Source organism: Arsukibacterium sp., from assembly GCF_018402695.1.
Lineage (GTDB): Bacteria > Pseudomonadota > Gammaproteobacteria > Enterobacterales > Alteromonadaceae > Alishewanella.
Map to the genome: position 1 here is coordinate 103,030 of NZ_JAGYIM010000016.1, position 22,885 is coordinate 125,914.

At 52.5% G+C, this 22,885-nt stretch carries 18 protein-coding genes; 6 read left to right on the forward strand and 12 right to left on the reverse strand.

The window, feature by feature from the left end; genetic code table 11:
• Positions 1–85: 85 nt before the first annotated feature.
• Complete coding sequence (locus KG631_RS08060) at positions 86–340, forward strand: ribosome alternative rescue factor ArfA (protein WP_301003688.1); 255 nt, start codon at positions 86–88, stop codon at positions 338–340.
• Here KG631_RS08060 and KG631_RS08065 read toward each other — a convergent pair.
• The 5 genes from KG631_RS08065 to KG631_RS08085 form a co-directional block, all read right to left on the reverse strand.
• On the reverse strand, positions 287–892 hold the full coding sequence (locus KG631_RS08065) for a PEP-CTERM sorting domain-containing protein (RefSeq protein WP_213997694.1): 606 nt from the start codon (positions 890–892) through the stop codon (positions 287–289). The two genes, KG631_RS08060 and KG631_RS08065, sit on opposite strands and share 54 nt — an antisense overlap.
• Positions 893–1,109: 217 nt before the next feature.
• Positions 1,110–1,292 (reverse strand): hypothetical protein, encoded by a 183-nt coding sequence (locus KG631_RS08070; protein ID WP_213997695.1) that lies wholly within the window; start codon positions 1,290–1,292, stop codon positions 1,110–1,112.
• A 17-nt stretch (positions 1,293–1,309) separates the two neighbouring features.
• A complete protein-coding gene (locus KG631_RS08075; protein ID WP_213997696.1) occupies positions 1,310–2,974 on the reverse strand; it encodes a hypothetical protein in 1,665 nt (554 codons plus the stop codon).
• Complete coding sequence (locus KG631_RS08080) at positions 2,971–3,504, reverse strand: HEPN domain-containing protein (protein ID WP_213997697.1); 534 nt, start codon at positions 3,502–3,504, stop codon at positions 2,971–2,973. The genes KG631_RS08075 and KG631_RS08080 overlap by 4 nt, the downstream gene beginning before the upstream one ends.
• Before the next feature lie 180 nt (positions 3,505–3,684).
• Complete coding sequence (locus KG631_RS08085) at positions 3,685–4,713, reverse strand: alpha/beta hydrolase (protein WP_213997698.1); 1,029 nt, start codon at positions 4,711–4,713, stop codon at positions 3,685–3,687.
• A 320-nt stretch (positions 4,714–5,033) separates the two neighbouring features.
• On the opposite strand from KG631_RS08085, the gene yjjX reads away from it, so the two are divergent.
• On the forward strand, positions 5,034–5,546 hold the full coding sequence (yjjX, locus tag KG631_RS08090) for an inosine/xanthosine triphosphatase (RefSeq protein ID WP_213997699.1): 513 nt from the start codon (positions 5,034–5,036) through the stop codon (positions 5,544–5,546).
• Here the strand turns inward: yjjX and KG631_RS08095 are convergent.
• The 5 genes from KG631_RS08095 to KG631_RS08115 form a co-directional block, all read right to left on the reverse strand.
• Entirely contained in the window at positions 5,543–6,412 is an 870-nt protein-coding gene (locus KG631_RS08095; protein WP_213997700.1) for a hypothetical protein, read from the reverse strand. The two genes, yjjX and KG631_RS08095, sit on opposite strands and share 4 nt — an antisense overlap.
• Positions 6,402–7,088 (reverse strand): iron-containing redox enzyme family protein, encoded by a 687-nt coding sequence (locus tag KG631_RS08100; RefSeq protein WP_213997701.1) that lies wholly within the window; start codon positions 7,086–7,088, stop codon positions 6,402–6,404. The genes KG631_RS08095 and KG631_RS08100 overlap by 11 nt, the downstream gene beginning before the upstream one ends.
• A complete protein-coding gene (locus KG631_RS08105) occupies positions 7,089–8,195 on the reverse strand; it encodes a beta-ketoacyl-ACP synthase III (RefSeq protein WP_213997702.1) in 1,107 nt (368 codons plus the stop codon).
• On the reverse strand, positions 8,192–8,746 hold the full coding sequence (locus KG631_RS08110; protein WP_301003689.1) for a diguanylate cyclase: 555 nt from the start codon (positions 8,744–8,746) through the stop codon (positions 8,192–8,194). The genes KG631_RS08105 and KG631_RS08110 overlap by 4 nt, the downstream gene beginning before the upstream one ends.
• A 94-nt stretch (positions 8,747–8,840) precedes the next feature.
• The gene (locus KG631_RS08115; RefSeq protein WP_213997703.1) at positions 8,841–10,157 is read right to left on the reverse strand and encodes an APC family permease; all 1,317 of its coding nucleotides are present in this window, start codon (positions 10,155–10,157) and stop codon (positions 8,841–8,843) included.
• 197 nt (positions 10,158–10,354) lie between these two features.
• Here KG631_RS08115 and KG631_RS08120 point away from each other — a divergent pair, with 197 nt between their 5' ends.
• The 4 genes from KG631_RS08120 (at position 10,355) to KG631_RS08135 (ending at position 13,063) form a co-directional block, all read left to right on the forward strand.
• Positions 10,355–11,077: a GGDEF domain-containing protein gene (locus tag KG631_RS08120; RefSeq protein ID WP_213997704.1), complete on the forward strand. Its 723-nt coding sequence runs from the start codon at positions 10,355–10,357 to the stop codon at positions 11,075–11,077.
• 202 nt (positions 11,078–11,279) lie between these two features.
• Positions 11,280–11,624, forward strand: coding sequence for a DUF4398 domain-containing protein (locus tag KG631_RS08125; protein ID WP_213997705.1), 345 nt, complete (start codon positions 11,280–11,282; stop codon positions 11,622–11,624).
• Positions 11,621–12,583, forward strand: coding sequence for an OmpA family protein (locus KG631_RS08130; protein ID WP_213997706.1), 963 nt, complete (start codon positions 11,621–11,623; stop codon positions 12,581–12,583). Before KG631_RS08125 ends, KG631_RS08130 begins: the two co-directional genes overlap by 4 nt.
• 120 nt (positions 12,584–12,703) lie before the next feature.
• The gene (locus tag KG631_RS08135; protein ID WP_213997707.1) at positions 12,704–13,063 is read left to right on the forward strand and encodes a hypothetical protein; all 360 of its coding nucleotides are present in this window, start codon (positions 12,704–12,706) and stop codon (positions 13,061–13,063) included.
• A gap of 84 nt (positions 13,064–13,147) precedes the next feature.
• Here the strand turns inward: KG631_RS08135 and KG631_RS08140 are convergent, their stop codons facing one another.
• On the reverse strand, positions 13,148–13,918 hold the full coding sequence (locus tag KG631_RS08140) for a Crp/Fnr family transcriptional regulator (protein ID WP_213997708.1): 771 nt from the start codon (positions 13,916–13,918) through the stop codon (positions 13,148–13,150).
• A gap of 113 nt (positions 13,919–14,031) precedes the next feature.
• The gene (locus tag KG631_RS08145) at positions 14,032–22,800 is read right to left on the reverse strand and encodes a glucoamylase family protein (protein WP_213997709.1); all 8,769 of its coding nucleotides are present in this window, start codon (positions 22,798–22,800) and stop codon (positions 14,032–14,034) included.
• Positions 22,801–22,885 lie beyond the last annotated feature (85 nt).

Here is a 22,885-nt window from a genome sequence, read left to right on the forward strand (position 1 = left end):
GGTTGGAAGCGCAGCAACAACAACCGCTGGTATTTTTTGTGGCACGAAGTTAAACTTTGCGCGTTTTTTAAACAGGAGAAGACAGATGAGTAAACCAGCGGCAACCGAGCATGGCCGCGGCGAGATCCGCGATAATGCGATTAAGGCCTTAGTCACCAGCAAGTTGTTTCAAACCAGGGTGGTTAAGGCGAAAAAAGGCAAAGGTTCCTACAACAGAAAAGGGCGTAATTCAAAAAATTACGCCCTTGTTGTTTTGGTTAACCAGTTTTTATATCTGAAATTAACCTTAAATCATTTTTTTCCGTGCGACGACCAGGCCCAGCAACACCAGACTCATTAAAAATAATGAGTTAGGTTCTGGAACCGCAGTTGGAGCTGCAACCGCATTGATGGCTGTTGTGAAGTAGTTAACGTTATGGTTATTAGCATCTGATGACCAGATCCATTCGGCCGCTCCACTTACGCCAGCTCGAGTGCCCCAGGGGCTGACACCATTAACGCCTAAAAAGCTGACAGCTTGATAATCATTCCAGCCAGTAGTACTGACTTTCCAGTCGGTGGTATTGGTCAGCAAAGATGACTGGCCATTTGCAAACAGATGGCCGGCGCCGGTCAGGTCAAATTGTCCCAGAAAACCAGCTATTCCGCCCTGATCATAAGCATAGATATGCAGAAAGTAACTTTGGCCTGCGGTTAAATTGACATCCGAAAACGTATAGGTCGACATCCAGTTATTGCCGGATGAAATTAGTACTCCAGGGCTGAGATCATCTGTGGAAAGATAGGCTACATAGCCATTGTCAACATTTAACCCACCGGATATCAGGGTAGCGGAGACCGGAGCGCTGGTAATCATTAGCAAGGTTAAAATTAAACTTATACGTTTTAACATTTATATGTCCCTAAAATTGTTATGTTTAAACTTAAACGGCAAAAGCACAGGCAAGTATTGCGCCACTTTACAAGCTATTGTTTTTATTGTTTATTTAAATATCGCAGGTGAGCTGGTGTAAAGTATATTGGCAGTTTCTAATAATAAAGGCTCCTGCAACTGCAAAGGGCGTAATTTAAAACATTACGCCCTTGTTGTGTTGGCCTATCAGTTATTGTTACTGAAATGAACCTTGCTCGCGGTCAATCTTGGCGATAACGCTATCCAGCACCATTAAGTCATTAGCCTTTACCATATATTCGTCGCTATCTTCATCCAGTTTTAATAGCTCAGCGCGCCCAGTAGAAATTTGTCTGACAAGACATAAGCGGATATGGCGTAATTCAACTGTTGAGAACATTGCTACTTCACCCACTTTTACAGTCGAAATCTGTTTCTCAAACCAAGACCAATTAAAAATATGAAAATCACGCCAAGTAAATTTTGCAGTATTGTTAGTGATGAAAGTATTGTCGGTGATAGGTCCACACTCAACGAAGTATATAAATCCTGTTGAAGAGATCGGCTTATTGGAAAAACAGGCAGCGTTTGAACAAGTGAGTACAAGAAGCCATCAGCAAATTTTGCTTGAAATAGTACATCTGACAAACTCTGTGCTAAAGGGTTTGTCTGTAATACGCCGGAATATATAGAGCCACATCCAGCTACAAGAATAAGCCATGCAATAAATGGCCTTAGAATACTCTGTCCATAGTTGCTTATCATAGAGAACAGACCATCCAATATGGACGACAGAACAGGCATGTCATGCCATCTACGCGCACGCATTTCAGCCGAATGAAATCTTAGTGCTGCAGTATGATTTTTATTAGTTTCAGCAATTTCTTTCAGTCGACGAAGTTTCGACGCATCCTCTTTAGATGCAGCTTGTAACAAGCCGGGTAAGAACTTAACCGATCTCCAGCGAGCTAACGTGAAACCCAGATTATCCAGAGTTGTATGTGTAGCAAGTTTGGTTTCTCTTAAATCGATAATACCCGTTGTGTTTACGCCACTAATATCCAAAGTACTGTTAAATATCGATTTACGAAACGATAGTTGGCGTGCAGTTGAAGCATTTTCTTCATAATCTGAGAAAGAAACACGGCCATGGAACTCACAACTCTCGAAAAGAAAATTACCGTTGGCAAAATTCAAGCAGTCAAAACTTATATTTTTGTTGTCAAAAACAGAGTCAGAAAAATCGACTTCAATTTCAGAGAACTGCACAAACATGAAATTAAAACTGTATCCATTTGTTTTTACGCCAACAAAATGTACCCAGTCTCGCACTTTAGAAAAATTACAACCATCGAAACTAACAATACCCAAACCAAAATTAGTGCCTGAAAAACTGATGCTTAATACTTGAAATACGCACTGTGAAAAATACTTTGCACCCTTACCAAACCTACAGCTTATAAAACTAAAATCATCACCTATAACTCTTGCTTTAGTGAGCGAAAAGTCACCATCGCCGAATACTGAACCAGAGAAATCAACGCTCCCTTTGCTCATTTTTAAACCGGTAAAATTCACATCTCCGTGGTATAAAAAAGCATCAGAACAAATTAAATTACCCTCATTTATAAAGAGATTTGATGCTAATAGGTCAGTTTTACAACCTGACATTCCTAGCTGCGCACCTTTCAAACAAATCGTACCCACGCCAACTTTAAGATTGGAGAGATTAATAATTGCACCGTAGAGTTGAATGTCATTTAGGCGAAGAGAGGTATTCCCTAAATTAGAGTCAGAGATGTCAAAGGAAAGTAGCTCAAATCTGGCACCCGAAAAATCTAAGACTCCAGCCTTAAACCTGTAACCTTTAAAACTAACAAGCTCATTTGATAGCTGTCTCTGGCCATTCAGATTTTGCAGTAGTGTTTTGTAGTTTTTCCATTCCACATTTGAGAAATCGAAATGGATCTCATCATACTGATCAACCAGCTCATTCCATTTATCCGGCCCGCCCAGAAAAAGACCTAAAGTTTGTTCCCGAGTTAGAACCGTTGAGTTTCTTTCAGGTTCAGCATGCATCAAATAACAACCCCATCGGTCACTCTTACTAACTCCCTGAAAAACCTTACAGCCTTATCCAAATCATCTTTTTTAACCAAGTGGGCTTTTTGCGGGTTGCCACTTTCGCAGGCACTATGTACTGCATCGCCGCGTTTAGATAACCAGTGATTTAGCTGTTGCCTGGCCTGAGCGGGCTCGGTATTCGCCCATTTCCAATTTTCAGTAATATCACACCGCAGAAACTCCTTTGAGAGTTGCCGTACCTTGTCGCCACTGGGGTTATTCAGTCTTTTAATTTCCGCCTCAAATTTTTGCTGAATAAAATCGCCGGCAAAGCTACCTTGAATGCCGTTAATCTTTTTAATAAGTAACTCATGCAGGAAGGTCTCGATATAGCTTTCCCACGCTGTGGTGGTCATTACCAAGGCGGCTCGCTTTAGTACTTCATATTGTTGGCGTTGTTCAGGAGATTCGAGGTTATCAAACAGCTGAATCAGCTTGGCGACATCCTGTATTCCGGTTTCAAAAATGGCATAAGCTCGGCTGGTCATAACTTCCTTTTACTACTGCAGGCAGGTAGTCCTTTGTTGTTTTATAGCCTTAACCTAAGCGAAGTAAGAAATAATTCAAAGCATTTTTTGGTACAGAGCTCACCAAGGTGTAGCAAGACCCCATATTCCGGGGCATGCATTTAATAATTGTAGCCAGGCTATTTGCTTAAACTTTGATTGTTATTTTGTGCCAGGCTTTTCTGTCGCGAGTGCCTCCAACAACGCCTGATGGAAACGCTCTGGTGCCTGGATATGGGGCGAATGGCCTAAGTCGGCGAAGCGGATCAGGTTGGCGTTGGGGATGGCTTTGGCCGCCGCCGGACCGAGTTTGGCGTAGTTGCCTAACGTTGGCTGCAGTTCTTTTGGAGCTGCATCTTTACCAATGGCGGTATTGTCTTTATCGCCAATCAGCAATATCACAGGCATTTTCAGTTGCGGGAACTCGTAAATGACCGGCTGGCTGTAAATCATATCGGCGGTGAGTGCCGAATTCCAGGCTACCTGTTCGCGGCCTTCGCCGCGATACATACCTGCCTGCATTTGTACCCAGGGTTCAAAGTCGTTACGCCACTGGCCGGCATAATAGGTATTGCGTTGGTAATTGCGAATACCGTCGGCTGAGGTTTTTAATTCGCGCTGGTACCATTCATCTACCGTGCGATAAGGCACGCCAACGCTCTTCCAGTCTTCCAGGCCAATAGGGTTCACCATTACCAGCGTTGCTGTTGTATCCGGGTATTGCAGCGCAAAACGGGTAGCCAGCATGCCGCCCATCGAATGACCCATTACCGCTACCTCGTCAATTTTCAGTTGGTCCAGCAGTGCTTTGGTATTGGCCGCCAGTTGCTGAAAACTGAACTGGTACTGCTGCGGCTTAGAAGATTTACAAAAGCCAATTTGATCCGGCGCAATCACCCGGTAGCCTGCTGTGGTAAGTGCTTTAATACTGCCCTCCCAGGTGGCGGCACAAAAGTTTTTACCATGCATTAATACCATGGTTTTGCCATTAGTCGTATCGGGCGCAGCAGGCACATCTAAATAAGCCATTTCCAGCTGCTGTTGCTGGCTGTTCAGTGCAAAATGCTGCACCGGATAAGGATAATTAAAGCCTTCCAGACGGGGGCCATATACCGGCTGCTCTGTTGCACCCGGCAAGGTGCTGGTTAGCAGCAAGGCGGTAAAACTCAATAATAAGATGCAGTTTTTCAAACCAAACTCCTGTTATTTAGCTCTGTTTAAACGGGCATACCAGATAGTTACCATAGTTCAAATTACTGACCTCTTCTGTCAGCAACAGATACAACGCCGATAGTAAGCGGTGAGCTGTTACAAAAGATGTTTATGTCGATGCTGTTGCAATGCCTGATGCAGCTTAAATTGAGTGGAATACGCTGAGTATCAGGCCAGGCAACAGTTCTTACAGCACAAAGCGAAAACTAAGAAAAGTGACTAAGGCAAGCAGGAAAAGTTGAGTTAAACCACCCGGGTATGTTACATAACGGCTATCAAAACTAATACGTATTTTTACCATGTGGAATATTGCTGTCGCCTCGGCCAACCCCGCCAAAATTAATGCAGTAAAACAGTGCTTTCAAAACAACTTTCCTGAGCAAGCCGTTAAGGTAAGTGGTTTTGCGGTGGCCTCTGGTGTCGCCGAGCAACCGCTAACCAGTGCCGAAACCTTACTGGGTGCACAGAACCGCTTACAGGCGCTGAAACTGCAAACCGTGGCCGATTACTATGTGGCAATTGAGGCGGGCCTGGATATTGATATGACGTTCGCCTGGATGCTGATAGAACATGATGGCAAGCTCGGCAAAGCCCGTTCGGCCAGTCTGATGTTGCCCCCGGCTGCGCTGCATCTGTTAGCTGAAGGGATACAGCTGGGCGATGCCATGGACCAGTTATTTGGCACCACCAATATTAAACAAGCGGGTGGTGCTATTGGTTTGCTGACCCATAACCAGTTAAGCCGGGCCAGCGTCTATCAGCAAGCGCTGACCCTGGCATTAATTCCATTTTTAAACCCACAGCGGTTTTAGTTTTTTGCTGGTTCGGGCTGACCATGTCCCGCCAGGCGCTGTTTCTCCAGATAGGCATACAGCTGCTCGGTAAAAAAACCGTGCATTAAAAAGCGCTGGCCTAAATTCCAGGGCCCGACTAAATAATGCGGATATTTGTTATAGGCCATTTCACGCAGACTACTGTTACCTACCAGATCACCAATCCGGATCGCAATCGACTGATCCAGGTTAAAGCCATTGATAGCATCACGGTACTCTTCGCGGGTTAGCAATAAGCAGAATAAACACATAAACAGGGCGTGAGCACTTTCAAAATCCAGCCACTGCGTTTTCCTGTCAGTTAGTTGAAACTGCTCCATCACCACCGGTTGCCAGTGTTGCCAGTTAAGCTCGTTCGCTTTTAATGGCTGCGCCGGGTGATGCCAGCTGCCCAGCTCGCCAAATAACCGGAATAACTGCTGATCATGCTCCACAAAACTGGCTTGCTGCATCTCGGCAATGCTTTTGGGATACAGCTGTACCGGGCTGAACTCATTACCCGGACTATTGGCGGCCAGAAAATTCAGCACATTTGATTCCGTAGCATAGTGGCGCAGGATCAGTAAGTTGGCTTCCCGGCTGACAAAATGCGTACAGAACCAGCAAATCAGTTTTTGTAGCGCGTTATGCGCACTAAATTGCGGTAACGGCAGCCGTTTAAAAAACCAAATTAAGTGCAGTAAAATGGCAAAGATAAATTGCAATAGTGGCCGCACGCCCCAGCGTAGCGGGTTTTGTAAGTCTTTTAACCATAAATCCAGCGCCGCCTGTTCAATTGGCAGCGAATTATCATTGGCAATCGCTTTTAAATAGGCGCTGGGCTCTGTTCTTTTGCTAGTAGTCATTATCTACCTCTTCCAGTTGCAGGCAATACAGCCTGGCGGTAACCCGGGCGGTACGCACTATGGCAGTTAACTGGGCCGGGCTTTGACAGAGTCGGTCGAGTAACTGATACAGCTTTTGCAGATGATCATCATCATTGGCGCCGTGGTAGCGCATAAAGCGGCTGTAGCTGCCATCGCCGCCGGTGGTTTTATCTATTTGCGCGGCCCAGTCACTGGCCATTTTCTGGCCTAAGCCTTCAATAATCCACATCGCGCCAACCAAATCGACCGGATTGCTCTGGCTGGCCCGGTACATTAAAAAACCATGTAAGGCTTCAGTGCCAATATTACGCGGCGCACTCTGAATATCTGAAAGCTTGCCGCCGGCGGCAACATAGTCTTGTTCGAGCATTTCATAGTCGCGGTGCTCTTCCCGGGCGTGGCCAATAATCACTGAACGTACATCGCTGTAGTCGCGGTCAAAGCTCGACGCGCAGCGGCTGATCCAGCGTGAGCCTTCTATGACCTGCTGGCGCCAGTTTAACAGCAACTGGCAATAGTCAGCTTTGCTGAACTGGCCACGCTCCAGCCGTTGTAACAGCGGCACCCGGCCCAGCTGGCGTTCAAAATCAAACCAAACCCGCATCAGCGCCTGTAAACACTGCTGGCCCTGCGGGCTTAATACTTGCTCTGTCATTCAGGCCTCCACCACGGTCAGTTGCATGTAAGCATTATTAAAGCGGCCACTTTCCGGCACCATACATAAAATGGTGTCACCCGTTTGATAGCGCTGAGTGCGGCGAAACTCGTCCAGCATAATAAAAATTGAGGCACAGCCGGTATTGCCGCGGCTATACAGATTGCTGTACCACTTGTGTTCGGCAATGCCGACGCCGGCGCGCTGCATCATGTCGAAAATTTTGCCGCGAAAATAATGCGACGAGTAATGACAGAGCACATGGTCAACCTTGCCAGGTTGCACCCGGCCTTCGCTGATTAAACGCAAATAGCCATCGACGCCGAGCTTAACGATATTTTCCAGCAGCCGCACATCCTGGCGAATTAGCAGCGCACCGGCGGCTTCTGCTTGGGCATAAGTGGCATAATCCTGCCAGCTTCGGTGCTGCGGATTATCACTGGGGTAGCCGACACTCATGCACACCGGGTAGGCGTCGGCATGGGAAAAGCTGCGGATCCAGTCAATCCGGAAACAGTTGCCGCGCGGCTGGGTTTCCAGCAGCAGCGCGCCAGCGCCGTCCGATAGCATCCAGCGTAAAAATTCGGCATTAAAATCCAGCTCGCTACCGGCCGCCTCATAGCGGCTGGCTTTAAACAGCCGTGAGGTCAGCTCGCTGGCAACCACTAACGCATTAGGTTGCTCACCGGCTAACAAGTTGGTAAAAGCCGCTTTAAGCGCCATCATGCTGCTGGAGCAGATACCGTGGCTGCTGTGCAGCTCAATATCACTTAAACCTAATTCAGCCTGCACCATCGAGCCAAAGCCGGGCAGCACAATATCGCCCTGGCTGGTGGCGGCGCTAAGCATGCTAATTTGCCGCTTACCGAGGAAGCTCTGGCTTAAGCAATGCTCGGCAGCTTTGGCTGCCATGCCAGCATTCGAAATGGTGGTGTTGTGGTTCGCATCAATGGCGTAGTGGCGGGTTTTAATGCCATTCGATTGCAAAATGCGCCGTTTTAAGCGGCTGGGTTTGCCACGCACTAACCCTAACAGCGGTTCCATCTGGTCGTTATCAACTGGCGGCCCTGGCAAAAAATGGCCGCTGCTGGTAATAAACACATTCATATTTTTACCTGCGGGTGTTTTAAGGCGGTGAATAAACAGCGCAGGTTTTCTTCCAGATAGGGCAGCACACAGACTACGGCCATAAAACCCAGGTAATACGGTAAATAACTATCGCCGCCGTGGGCGTAAGGCATGCGCTGCAGGTAAAATTCGCCCTGCCAGTTAAAACTGATAAGTTTGATAAACACCGGGTAGTTAATGACGATAATAAGCAGCAACATATACATTGGCAGGGTAGCCAGGTAGTTATGGGCATGCATTTCCCAGACGCTGATGTGGCGTTTGGGTGCCGCATAGTGCACGTCATAGTGAGCGACGGCCTCATGCGCCAGCCAGGCAACAATACAAATTAACATAATCAGTACATTCACTTTAAATAACAGGCATAGCAGAATCGGTACCGCCATCTGAATGCCCATTAACGAGTGAATAAGTGATTCTCTAAGGCCTGAAGTGTACTCAATGCGGGTAGCGCGATGGCAGCACCAGTCGATAAAACCGGCAATACCCCACAACGGCAAAAACACATACAGCATAAGCTGAATTAACAACTGACTGGTTTGCGACCCCGCACTCCTTTTGCTGGTGGTAGAGGCGGTTACTATATCTTAAGGTTAATAGTTTGTAGATTATTTTCTGGCGCCGTTATTGTTTGGAACCTGCCTGCCAGCGGGCCAGAAAATATAATGCCGTCCCCAGCAGCACAAAGCTCGCGGTAGCCAGGACAGAGGATAAACTAACCTGCAGTGCCAGCCAGACACAGGCTGCAATACCCAGTAGCGGAATGGTGTAACCCAAGGGCAATATAAAGCTGCTGCTGTTAGCCAGCTTTGGCCGTAGCACCGGCACCGCTGCACAAGTCAGGCCGTATAAGAGCAAGCGGGATACCACAGTAGCCGCTGCCAACCACAAAAAAGAGCCATACAAGGTTAGCAGTAGCGCCAGTACCCCAAAAAAGACTATGGAATTTGCCGGAGTTAAAAAGCGCGGTTGCACTGCACCGAACCAGCGCGGCAGGCTGCCATCTTCAGCCAGAGCGAAGCTGGCCCGTGGGGTGGAGAAAATTGCCCCGAGCAGGTTGGCAGCCACCGATGCAACCACTCCCAGCATCAGTACAACCGCACCGGCCTGGCCATATAAACTGGCGGCCACATCCAGTAGCGGGCTGCTGGAGTTGGCAATGTCTGGCACCGCCGCGACACTGACCAGCTGAATACCGACGTACAACAGGGTGACCAGTAACAAGCCGAGGAGCAGAGCCCTTGGCATATCCCGTGCCGGGTTTTTTGCCTCACCCGCCGGCACCACCACCGATTCAAAGCCAACAAAGGCATAAATCAGTAACAAGGTGGCCGCGCCAATATCATAAGGACTGTTAAATACAGTCGCCGGGTTAAAGGTGGGCAGTAACTGATCGCCTAAATACGCTGAACCGGCTACCACCAGTAACAGCAATACCGCAAATTTAACAAAGGTAAGTAACGCCAGTGAGCGCATAGCACGTACTGAGCCGATAACATTGACAAACGTCAGACTGGCGACAATCAGGCTTAGCAAGATGGCGCGGTTAAGCCCGGTGCTGGCGGCTGGCCAGAAATAACCAACGCTGTCGACCAGCAACACCGTATTAGCGGCAAAAGACACTAAACGGGCAATGTAGTACAACCAGCCGGCCTGAAAGCCAACAAAGGGGCCAAAGGCGGCGGTACTATAGCGTATCGGGCCACCACTGCCACGAAAGTAACTGGCCAGCTCGGCCATGCACAACAGAATAGGTAAAATCAGCAGCGCACAGAACAAATATATCAGCGGGCTGTATTCGCCGGCTAATTTGGCAGCGCCACCGGGCAAGCCAAAAATGCCGGCGCCAATTAAACCATTTACCACCAGCAGCCACAGGCCAAATAGGCCGAGGTGGCGGGGTAATTTATCTTCAGCTGGCAGCGGTTTTGGGTCAGACATTACAGTTATCCGTTAAGGTCAGGGGCTAACTATAAGATGAAACCGGAAATGTTGCATCTTATCCACCTTATGCGCGTTAACGCACAGACCGGGTAACAAATCGTGTTTATAGTTAACTTATTATCTGCGTTTAGCCTTGCAAACAAGCAAATATAAGTTAATGGCTCGCTGCTGCGGGTTACCTGAAGGAGGATCTTATGAATGAGCCCCGGCATCCCAACCCGGAAATATTGCGAAGTTCCGTACTTAAACTGCATTTTGATGCGCAAAGCGCCGAGCTGGTGCGGCTGCGTTGTGAGTTTATATTGCAGCATAATATCTGGTATCAGCGGCAGCAACAGATCCTGCGCGATAATCAGGTGTTGTCGGTCGCCCTACTGCATGCCACTGCAATTAACAACAGCACAGTGGCTCAGCTACAGCAAGTAACCCATGAAAGTCAGTGCGATACGCTAACCCAAACCCTGAACCGCAATATTATGCTGGACCGGATTGAGCAGGCAATCAGTCTGGCGAAACGTGAGCAACATACGTTTGCCTTGCTATTTATCGATCTGGATAAATTTAAACCCATTAATGATCACTATGGCCATGCTGCCGGTGATGCGATATTGCAGCAGGTTAGCTGCCGCTTGCAACAGGCAATACGCGACAGTGATGCGCTCAGTCGCCATGGTGGCGATGAATTTCTGTTACTGCTGAACAATATTAAACAGCCGCAGGACGCTGAACTGTTTGCGGCGAAAATTGTGCAGCTGCTTGCCCAGCCTTACCAGCTCAGCCATGGCGAGGTAACACTATCTGCCAGTGTTGGCATTGCCAGGTACCCTGCCGATGCTGAACACGCGCAGGCCCTGATCGCCCACGCCGATGCCGCCATGTATTTGTCGAAACACCAGGGTAACGCAACTGCACGCTAGGGCTGGGTAAATTCTGGTTTTACTAAACCGGACGCTAAGCGCGCCAGCGCACAGATAAGCTTGCGATATCGCGCCATAGTGGCGCAGGCCGCACTATGGTTGCAGCCCAACCAGCAGGAGTTTCAGATGAATACCGCTACCACTACCCAACCGCGATTACTGCCGGTATACCGGCTACCAAAGCAAGCGATGCTGCGCCAGTGTGGCGTTATTGCTTGCTGCCTGTGCTGGTGCACCACCGCCGCCATCAGCGGAATTAGACGCTGCCGAGCGGGCCATTACCAGTGCCGAGCAGGCGCAGGTTACCCGCTACACCACTACTGAACTGAACACTGCCCGCAACGAACTTGCTGCAGCACGCAGTGCGGTACTTGCCGAAAATATGCCACAGGCTGCGCGACTGGCTGCGCGGGCCCGGCTAAGTGCCGAGCTGGCAATGACTCAAGCCGAGCTGCTGAAAGCCCAAGCAGTAAATAAGGATATGCAGCAAAGCATAGATGCCTTGCAGCAGGAAGCGCAGCGTAACCTGTCAGGAGTAAAACCATGAACGGTTTAAAACCTTTTACTAAAAATTTGCTCAGCATAACCCTGGCGGCAGTGTTTGCGGTTGGTTGTGCCTCAGCCCCGCAAAGCCCGGAAGGTGCAGCTGAGGTTCGCCAGCAACTTACCCGGTTACAAGCCGATCAGCAACTGGCGGTGCTGGCACCGTTAGCAATTAAAGATGCTGAGCAGGCGGTCAGGCTGGCAGAGCAACCCGATAACGATAGCGAACTTACTGCTCATCGCCTGATAGTGGCTGAGCGCAAAGTTGTCATTGCCCGGAGCCTGGCGCAAACCCGCCAGCTGGAGTTACAACGGGCTGAGTTAAGCCAGCAACGTGATGATGTGCGCTTAAACGCCCGCACCCGGGAAGCTGCCAGTGCCCGCGCGGATGCCAGTGCGGCCCGTGAAGATGCTATTGGCGCCCGCAGCGAGGCAGAGCAGGCCAGAGAGCAGAGTTTACTGGCCGCCGGTCGTGAAGATCAGGCATTAACAGCAGCAGCCCGCGCCCGCGATGAGGCCCGTGTTGCCCGTGGGCAGGCCGACGCTTCAGCAGCAACTACCGCTGAGTTGCGGGCGCAGATTGCTGAACTGAACGCCAGGCCGACTGATCGTGGGTTGGTTGTCACCCTTGGTGACGTGTTGTTTGATACTGCTCAGGCCAACCTGAAAGGTGCCAGTAGTGGTCATTTAGCAAAGCTTGCTAAATTCTTAAATGATCATCCGGAGCGCACCGCGTTGATTGAAGGGCATACCGACAATGTTGGTTCTGCATCGTCTAACATTTTATTGTCGCAGCGCCGGGCGCAAGCTGTGAAAGCGTTTCTGGTCGCGGAGGGGATTGCCGGCAGCAGGCTGGATGCTTCAGGTAAAGGGCTGGATATGCCGCTGGCCAGCAATAACACCGCTGACGGTCGAGCGCAAAACCGCCGGGTAGAAGTCGTCATTTCCAACCCAGTGCAATAAACCCTGTTTCAGATGACCTGGGGCAGTAGCCGATCGGGCGTATCAACACCACTATACTATACTCAGTATTCCGGTACCGTTGTTCAGGTCACTTTTTAACCAGTTATTAACGGAGGTATTATGGAACACTTTACCAAACCACACCTTAATCAGAATGCCCTGCGCCGGGGTGTCAAAACGGCTTCTGGCAGATTACACCGTGCCATCGACGATGCCACCGATGCGGCGGTGCCAGTTTTTAAGAAAATGACTGGCAGAGCGCAGTATACCGCGAACAGAGTGGCAGAAGGTGCCCATCTTGCAGCGGGGGCCATCTCCCATAAAGGCGAGCAGCTGCATCATTTGCAACAGCAGCTGGTCAGAAGCTCTCGCACCAAGATAAGAAACCGGCCTTTGCTGGCGGTTGGTATCGCTGTCGCAGGTGGCTTGTTGTTAAGCTGGTGGCTTACTCGCAACAGCAGCCAGCAAGACACTGAGTAACAAGGTAACACACCCGCTTCGGCGGGTTTTTTTTTGAGCCTCAGGCGCGCCACCACGTTACTTTTTGGCATAAAAAACATTTGCTTAAGGTGCGCCTTGCACCGACGCCTGTCGCAGCGCCCTTATCTCAGTACTTTCGGGAAGCGGTTCACCCAGCACACTTCGATAATCGTCCTTTGCTGCTTTATAACAGCTGCATGACATGGTCTGTAATGCTTTTCGGTCCAAAATGGACATGATACCTCTGCTGTAACTGATCATCTGTTGCTGTTGCATCACACCGGCAGCCACAGTAACACCACTGCGCCGGGCGCCGACCATATCGGCCAGAAACTGATGGGTCAGGTAAAAACGGCTGCTATGCGCCCGGTCATGGCTCATTAGCAGCCAGCGGGCCAGCCGCGGACTTAACTCATGAAAGTGAGCACAGGCGGCATTCTGGGCCAATTGCCGCAGTTGCACAAACAAATATTGCTGCAAAATATGGCTTAGGTGGGGGCATTGCTGTAAATACTGCAGCAGATTGGCCGGGGTGATCCGCCAGGCCGTGCCTTTGCCCTGCACCAGCGCTTGCATAGGTGCACTGTGGACTCCCAGCGTTAGGGTGGCGCCGAGCATGCCTTCATTACCAATAATGCTTAATTCCAGAGGTTTATGGTTATCCAGTCTGCTTACCAGTGAAATAAAACCACTAAGGGGAAAGTATAAATAGCGATAATTTTTTTTAGACTCGCACAGAATGTCGGCAAACTGCAGTTGCACCATCTCACAGCGCTGCAGTAACGCCTGACGTTCCGGGTAGCTTAACAATTGTAATAACTGATTGGTGATAAGTGGCACTGTGGCATCAGACATAGTTAAACGCTCCCGGCACTGACATTGCGATATTGGCGCAAGGCAGGTGCTTTGCAGCCTTGAGCCATAATCATAAGGGCGCTGCGGGCCAGCGTCTGTGCGCTAGCCGACACTTAGCGATTAGCTATGGCAATCAGGTTCCAGCTTAGCTGGTGTGATTGGTTATCCAGCGGCAGGCTGATGCAGTGCTGACTGACAAAGATGGCGGAGTCGCTGGTGATTGCCACCCCATCCAGGGTAAGCGCCACCTGTTCTGCAACGGGCTTAGCCTGCTGCGTAATAACTAACTGATAATGGCTACTGCCAATGCGCACCGTTGCGCTAAAGCCCGGCCAATGGCCAGGCAGGCAGGGCGCGACCCGGATCTGGCTGCCATGGCGGGTTATGCCAAGCAGGCTTTCTACGCCGGCGCGGTACATCCAACCAGCGGCGCCGGTATACCAGCTCCAGCCACCGCGGCCAACATGCGGCGCCACCGAATAAATATCAGCCGCCACCACGTAAGGCTCCAGTTGGTAACGGCTTACCTCGGTCGTAGTTAAGGCATGGTTTAGCGGATTTAACATGCCAAACAGCTGGTGCGCCTTGTCTGCCTGGCCCAGTTTGGCGAAGGCCATCACTACCCACATGGCGGCATGGCTGTACTGGCCGCCGTTCTCCCGCAGCCCAGGTGGATAACCTTTGATATAACCCGGGTTGTGGCTGCTGTGGTCAAACGGGGGGGTAAACAGTAACAGCAACTGTTGTTGGGATTGCACTAAATGCTGATCGACTGCTGCCATAGCCATGGCCGCGCGCTCGGGGTCCGCCATCCCCGACAGCACTGCCCAGGACTGGCTAAGCGAATCCAGCTGACACTCGTCACTATGCTGGCTGCCCAGCCAGCTGCCATCGTCATAGGTCGCACGTTTATACCAATTGTCATCCCAGCCATGCTGCTCCATCGCGCCAAGCAGATTGTCGCTGTGCTGTTGCCACGTTGCTGCCCTGGGGTCCTGCCTGGCCAGCGCCAGGGGGATAAACTGGCGCAGGGTGCTGAGCAGTAACCAGCCCAGCCAGATACTTTCGCCCAGGCCTTCACTACCAACCTGATCCATACCGTCGTTCCAGTCGCCGCTGCCAATCAGCGGCAAACCCCGTTCGCTGCTCAGGCTGATGGCCTGATCCAGCCCCCGGGCACAGTGCTCGTACAAGGGGGCGGCGGTATCGGTTGGCATGGGCTGAAAAAACGCGTCATGCTGGCCGGGTTCCAGCTGAGGGCCTTGCAAAAAACTGATGTTTTCGTCCAGTATTGCGTTATCGCCAGAGGTATCAATATAACGGGCGCAAGCATAGCCCAGCCAGACCCTGTCGTCCGAAATACGGCCACGCACGCCCTGGCCACTGTGGGGCAGCCACCAATGCTGGACATCACCTTCGACAAACTGGCGCCCGGCTGCGCGCAATAAGTGCGCCCGGGTTAGTTCTGGCGCGGTAAAGCTTAACGCCATCGTGTCCTGCAACTGATCCCGAAAGCCATAAGCGCCACTGGCCTGATAAAATGCTGCCCGGGCGTAGATGCGACAGGCAATGGTCTGATACAGCAGCCAGCCGTTCAGCATAATATCCATAGCGCGGTCGGGCGTTTTTACCTGCACAGTCTGTAACAGCTGTTGCCAGTGCTGCTGCACCTGCTGCAGTACCGCGCTTAAGTCTGTCTGACGGTATCGCTGCACCAGGGCCAGGGCACTGGCTTTGTCTGCAGTCTGACCCAGAAAAAACACCAGCTCTATTTGCTCACCCGGCGCCAGTGTCAGGCTGTGCTGTAAGGCAGCGCACGGATCCAGCGCCGCGCCATCGGCCCCACTGAGTTGCTGCTGGCGCAGCAAAGCCTGCGGGCTTTGGGTGCTGCGATTACGACCAATAAATTCTGTTCGGTCGGCGGTCCAGCCGGATAACGCCGTGTTACTGCCGAGGGCCGCAAATGCTACCTTGCCAACAAAAGCGGTTTGCCAGGGGTTTTGCACCAGTAATACCGCCTGCTTACTGGCAAATTCACTGATTAAATAAGGGGCGCAGGCGGCGCGATCCCGGCCCAGTACCCATTCGGCATAGGCTGTAACCCGCAGCTGTTTGGTTGTAGCAGAGGTGTTGTGCAAGGTCAGGCGGGAAATTTTAAGCGGATCGTCCAGCGGGACATACTGCAATAAACTTAACCGGATGCCATTAGTGTGATGCTGAAACCGGCTATAACCAAAGCCGTGGCAGGCACTGTAATGGCCGCCATCGTTAATGGGGGCGCAGGTGGCGGTAAGCAGCTGGCCGCTTGCTTGGTCCTGTACATAAATAGCGTCCGCGCAGGGATCGGTAACCGGATCGTTGGACCAGGGGGTCAGCTGGTTTTCGCGGCTGCTTTGGGCCCAGCTATAACCGCTGCCGCTGGCCGATACCTGAAAACCAAACCGGGCATTGGCAATTACATTCAGCCACGGCATTGGCGTGCGTTGATAGTTGTCCAGTAAAATCACGTATTCCCGGCCATCACTGGCAAAGCCACCCAGGCTGTTAAAATACTCCAGCTCGCTGCTAACATAATCCGCAGTTGATGCCACAGCGGGGTCTGCTGCTTGCGGCGGTTTATTTATTACGGCTGTTTGCTGCTGTGCTGGTTGCAACTCAGGTACCGGCTCAGGTGCCAGACGCAGTAACTGGCGCTGTAACGTGCCCCGCCGGGCATACAACACCACCCGGGCAATAGCGGCCAGCAAGCTGCGGCTGGCTACGCTCATCAGATCAGCACGCAAGGTATAGACATTACCCTTGGCCAGCTGCAGTGCCTTAGCGGGTTGCGGGCCGCTGCCTGACAATGCAGCGGCAGGCCGGCTTTGACTGCTGCGGACCAGTGCTTCAATTGCCTGCTGTAAATCCTGGACGTAAGAGCTGGCGCGCTCATTAATAATCACCAGATCGACCGGTAGCTGTTTCAGGTGCCAGTACTCATGCGCACGCAGTAACTGGCGCACGCTATCGATATCGTCGATGTCGTCAATATGCAGCAGTACTATCGGTAAATCACCGGAGATACCGTGCTGCCATACCCCGGATTGGGCACCGGCGCCGCGGCTGATGGCAGCGGCTGGGGCGCGAAAGCGGATATCGTTGTATAACAATGGGCCGGTCAGGCGCTGAAATAGCGAGGCTTCGGCTACTGTTATGGCCAGATAGCGCAATTGCACCTGCGCCAGGGTCCAGGCCAGGGTGGCGGCACGTTCAAAGGCGCTGTATTCGTTGTGCTGCTCAATCAGCTGCACTAACTCTTCGCGCGAGCTGGCCAGCAGCGTCCAGAACGCTACTTTTAACTGTTTACCGGCTGCCAGGGTTACCGTTGGCCGTAAACACAAAATCGGGTCCAGCACCGTGCCGCTGCTGTTACTCAGTACCTGGTGTTGTTGCATTGCCCGGGCCTGCTGCAGGCTGCTGCCGGCACCGAAGAACGTGGCCCGGTCCGTTTCGTATTGCAGAGCGGCGCTGCTGTGGCCTTCTACCACGACAAAATGCGCCAGCCATAACGGGGTTTCCGCTGGGGTGCGTAGCCGGCGGGTAGCGATAATAGCACCGTATTCGCTGACAAATTCTGTTTGCACAAACAACTTGGAAAAGGCCGGGTGGGCGGTATCGCTGGCAGCATTGCCTAATACCAGTTCGGCATAAGAAGTCAGTTCAAGTTGCTGTTCGCGTTGGCTATGGTTGCATAAAGTGACGCAGCGAACTTCACCATTGTGCTCGGAAGACACCACCACCGTCAGACGGGCGCTGATCTGCTGCTGCTGCGCACTGAATTCTGCCGCTTCTTCGCTAAAGGTAACTTCATGGCCGGTAGCAAGCGCTGGCTGGTGTAGCACATCAGGTTGCAGGCTGACCGCCCAGAACTGCGGGCTGCTTCGCTCACGCAACAAAATATAACTGCCACTATTGTCCAGGCTGCTGTCGGCGCGCCAGCGGGTAATAGCCACACCCCGCCAGCGGCTGTAGCCACTGCCTGCTGCACTTAACATGACACTGTAATTACCATTGCTCAGCAGGTGGGTATAGGGCGCCCCGCCTGCCCGTGGATCTGGGCTCAGTTCGACCAGCGATTCGCTGCCGCCTGCGGCAATGCTGACGGTTTCTGCTTTGGGGTGGACATTCAGGATATCGCGGGGTACCCGTTCCTGCAGCAGCAGTTCGCAGGCACTGATGATGGGTTCGCGATGAAAGCGGCTACGCATCAGACCTTGTTGCAGTGTATTAAGCATGGCGATCAGGGTCATCCCCTGATGGTGTGCCATAAAGCTTTGCACCAGCACCGGTTGATCGGGGTCTGGCTGCCGGGCCGGGGTGTAATCCAGAGCCTCAAAAAAGCCATAATTGCCAAGCGCCCCCAGTTGCTCCAGCCGGGCAAAGTTACTGCAAGCCGCTGGCGCATCGACCATGCTGGCCAGTGCTGTGGCGTAAGGGGCAATAACCCGGTTTTGCGCCAGGCCGCGTTTTAAACCCAGCCCCGGTACACCAAAATTGGAATACTGATAAGTTAAATGCTGGTCGCGGGCATTATAGGCCGATTCCGAAATACCCCATGGCATGTCGTGCTGCAGGCCGTAGCTGATTTGCCGCGCCACAATCAGCCGGTTGCTTTGCTCCAGCAAGCTGCCCACAGCGGCGCGCATCACCAGCGAGGGCATCAGGTACTCAAACATTGACCCCGACCAGGATAACAGCGCGGCACCATTACCCAGCGGCGTGGCGCTGCGGCCCAGCCGGAACCAGTGTTTGCTGTCGATATCGCCTTTGGCAATGGCAAACAGGCTGGCGAGGCGGGCTTCTGACGCCAGTAAATCGTAACAGCTGCTGTCCAGCTGATTGTCGGCCACCGCATAGCCAATCGACAGCAAATTACGTTCGGTATTCAGTAAAAAGGTAAAGTTCATGCTTAGCGCCGCCACTCTAGCGTCTGTGGCCAGAGTGGCTAAGCGTTGTTGCAAGCTCTGTTGGGCCGCGCTGCTGGCCAGGTTGTCTTGCTGGTGCTGCTGAAGGGTTTGCAGCAGCGCCTGGAGGTAGAACTGCAGGTTGTCGCTATGCTGTTGTTCTGCGGTGGCGGGAGCCTGCAGCTGGCAAGTGTTTTGGTAAAAAGTGTTTTGGTAAAAATTCATGGCATCCGACGCCAGCTGAATTAACTCATGATAGGGCGGTAGCGGACGGGAAGTTGCGTTGAACAACTGTGCCAGAGTGTCCAGGCTGGTGTGCAGCTGGCGGTTCTGCAACAGGCCGGTATTGCAGTGTTGCAGGCTAAGCTGAGCCAGTGCCAGCGTATCGCTCAGCCCCTGCCGTGTCAGCGGTGCCAGCAGCTGTTGCTGCCAGTCTTCCAGGCTGTTAGCCAGTGCCAGCAGGTGCCCGGCCAGATTACCGCTGTCCACCGATGATACATAAGCTGGCGCTAACGGTAATAAACTCTGGGTATCGTACCAGTTATAAAAGTGGCCCTGATAGCGGCTGAGCCGCTCTAAGGTAGCAAAGGTTTGCTCCAGCTTATCAGCACTGGCGTGCGTACCCAGCCAGCCAAAATCCCGGGCGGTGACCACCGACAGTAAGTACACACCAATATTGGTAGGCGATGTGCGGTGGGCAATCACCGGCTCGGGCAACTGCTGGAAATTATCCGGCGGTAGCCAATTGTCACCGGCGCTGACAAAACGTTCAAAGAAGCGCCAGGTACGCCGGCCAATTAAGCGCAAACTGCTCTGTTCGGTGACAGACAGCAGTCTGGTCTGGCGCTGTCCGGCCGGTAAGCTTAGCCAGTACATCAGCGCCGGGGCCAGTTGCCATAATGCCAAAAATGGCAACAGTAACAGCAGGTTGTGTGGTGCCAACCATAGCACCAGCGCGCCAGTTAACCAGGCCAGCCCCACGCCCGGCGCCATTTGTTGGTAATAGCCCGCCAGGCTTAGGGGTCGCCGTGCACTGGTTTGGGCGGTGGTGACCCACTGCAGCAGGTGTTGACGGCTGACCAGTAAGCGCCACAGGGTAAGGCCAATGGCATGGCTCATCCGCCAGGCCTGATCGGCCAGCAATACCAGCTGCAGTAAGCTCTGGCTCACCGTTTGGCCCAGATCAGCCAGCAAGTTGCCATATAAGCTGCGTAGCGCAATAGCCCCGCCATTTTTCAAAATGCTGTGTTGGGGTAATAAGCTGAACTGTCGCAGTAATAGTGGCGGTAGCAGCAACACTGTCAGCAATAATAGGGTAGCGTTCAGTGCCATTGGCCAGGGTAGCAACAGGCTTAGTGTCAATGCGAAAAAACTGGCGGGGGCCAGTACCGAACGGCGCAGGTTATCCAGCATTTTCCAGCGGCCCAGCAGGGAAATGCGGACTGTGGCAGAGGGGCGCTGAAACATGGCCCGGTATAACCAGGGCAGTAATTGCCAGTCGCCACGGGTCCAGCGATGTTGCCTTTTCACCGCCACGTCGTAGCGGCTGGGGAAGTCCTCCACCACTTCAATATCTGACGCCAACCCGGCACGGGCAAAGATGCCTTCAAACAGGTCATGACTTAGCATGGTGTTGGCGGGCACCCTGCCGTGCAGCGCGGCGCTGAAAGCAGCTACATCGTAGATGCCCTTACCGGTAAAGGAACCCTCGGCAAAAAGATCCTGATATAAGTCAGATACCGCGCTGGCGTAAGGGTCGATGCCGGCCGGGCCTGAGCTTAGACGCAAGTAACGCGAGCCCCGCTGTGCCATGGCCAGTGCCGGGGTAACCCGCGGCTGCAAAATGCCGTAGCCGGCAATGATCCGTTGCTGCTGCGGGCAAAATTGGGGCTGATTCAGCGGGTGGGCCATTTTTCCGACCAGTTTCACCGCAGCATTACGTGGCAACCGGGTATCGGCATCCAGGGTAATGACATAGCGCACCTGCGCCGGCACCCTATTGGATAACAACGGGAATGCCGGGCTGCTACCACAAAACGGGTTTGGTGCATTAGCCACGTTGCGCAGCGCCTGATTTAAATCGCTTAATTTGCCGCGTTTGCGTTCGCTGCCCATCCAGCTTTGCTCGCCGGGGTTATATTCACGCTGCCGGTGCAGTAATAAAAAGCGCGGCCCGGCCTGACCTTCACCATAGTGCTGATTCAGCATAGCGATGCCGTCTATCGCCTGTTGCAACAGCGCCTGATCGGTCGGCAGCTGTTGCTGTGCTGCATCGCTGAAATCAGATAACAAGGCCAGAGTGATATCGCCTTTGCCGGCAGCGAGATAATGCTCCTCCAGCCGCTGCAAATGCTCGCGCAACTCAACAGAATTGCTCAGCAGCACCGGCACCGCGATAAGCGTGCGCAGTTCGGCGGGGATACCCTGGGCTAACTCCAGGGCGGGTAACAGTCGGGCAGTGCTAAAGCGGCTGAGAATGTGTTGCAGCAGAGCGCTGGCCAGTTCAGTAATCGCTATGGCGGCAAGTACCGCCAGCCATAGCCACTGCAGGCCATTGACCCCCAACAGCGTGCCAGCAAGCAGCAATAAGGCGCTGCTAAGCAGCATAAACAGGCTGATATAGCCTTTAATACCGCTGCGGCTGGCCCATTGACGCAAGCTGCGCCCGGCACCAGGCTTAATGCCCAGCTGTTGCTCGAATGCCGGCCGGCCGTTACCCACTAAATAATAGCCGCAGTCGGCTTCGCGCGCAGCCTGTACCGGATCGTCGCAAGCGGCGGCGTCATTACGTGCGCTTTGCAGTACCCTGGCGGTTACTATTAATTCTTCGCATTTAGCGCTGCGCGCCAGCTGTTCGATAGCGGTGCGATACAGATTGCGGCTGGCAAAATCCATTTCGCTAAAACGGCTGCCCTGGGCTAGTTGCTGATCAACCAGGCTGACGCTTTCAAACAGTTCTGTCCAGTCGATGGCAGAAATCCGGCGCATGCTGGTAATCACATTACGCACGCTGACATTGGACGCGCCCAACCGTTGCTGGGCTCTTTGCACCACATTGTCAATGTTGTCGTGTTGGGTTGCCAGTTGCTGGCTAAGCCACTGCAATACCGGCGTGGTGGCAGGGTCCTGGTCGCGCAGCCGTTTGGCAAGCTGTGCGGCAAAGTTGTCGTTTAACGGAGTACGGTATTGACGCACGGCATGCTGCCAGTCTGCACCGGCTAAGATGTCATCGACCAGCTGATTGGCGGCTGAACGCTGCCGCAGCCCCTGGCTGATTTGATCGGTTAAGCGGCGCAGGTTTTCAAGTAACACGATACGCAGGGTTATGGCCACCGCCCACAGTTCACCAATGCTCAGTGGCTGTACCTGCTGATAGGCAGTTAAAAAGCGGCACAGAATAGCCGGGTCAAAATGGCTGTCAGTATGGGCGACGTAAGCCCAGCCGATCCCCAGCACCCGCGGATAACCACCAAAGGGACCGCTGGCCAGTTTGGGTAACTGACGGTAGTAGCCCGGCGGTAAATCGTCACGAATTTCGCGAATTTGCTGTTCAACAATATGATAATTATCCAGCAGCCATTCTGCGGCTGGCACTATACTGTGGCCGGCTTGCAACTGTGCAGCGCTCTGCCGGTAAGCGCGCAGCAGGGTATCGGCATTAGCGGTAAGCCGTTGTTGCAGGGCTGGCCGCAAATGCAGCCGCAGCTGTTGTAGCGGCGTACTCTCCCTGATAATCGGTTGGGCGACAGCCAGGCTGGCGGCGTGCAGCTCCAGCCGCTCAACACTAAATAACTCGGCGCGGATGGGGCTGGTTTGCTGCCATAATTCGGCAGAAAACCAGTGATCTCTGCGTTGGCACAGCGTAGCAAATGGCTTGAATAACAAACCAGCAAGCTTATCAACTGCAGTACGAAAAAGTAATAATACAGAGACAGACATAGTAACCTGTAGCTAGTGGCATAAGCCGGAATGGCTTAGCGTATAGTGCGGTCAGGTTACTGTCGGTGCGATGCCGTACATAGTA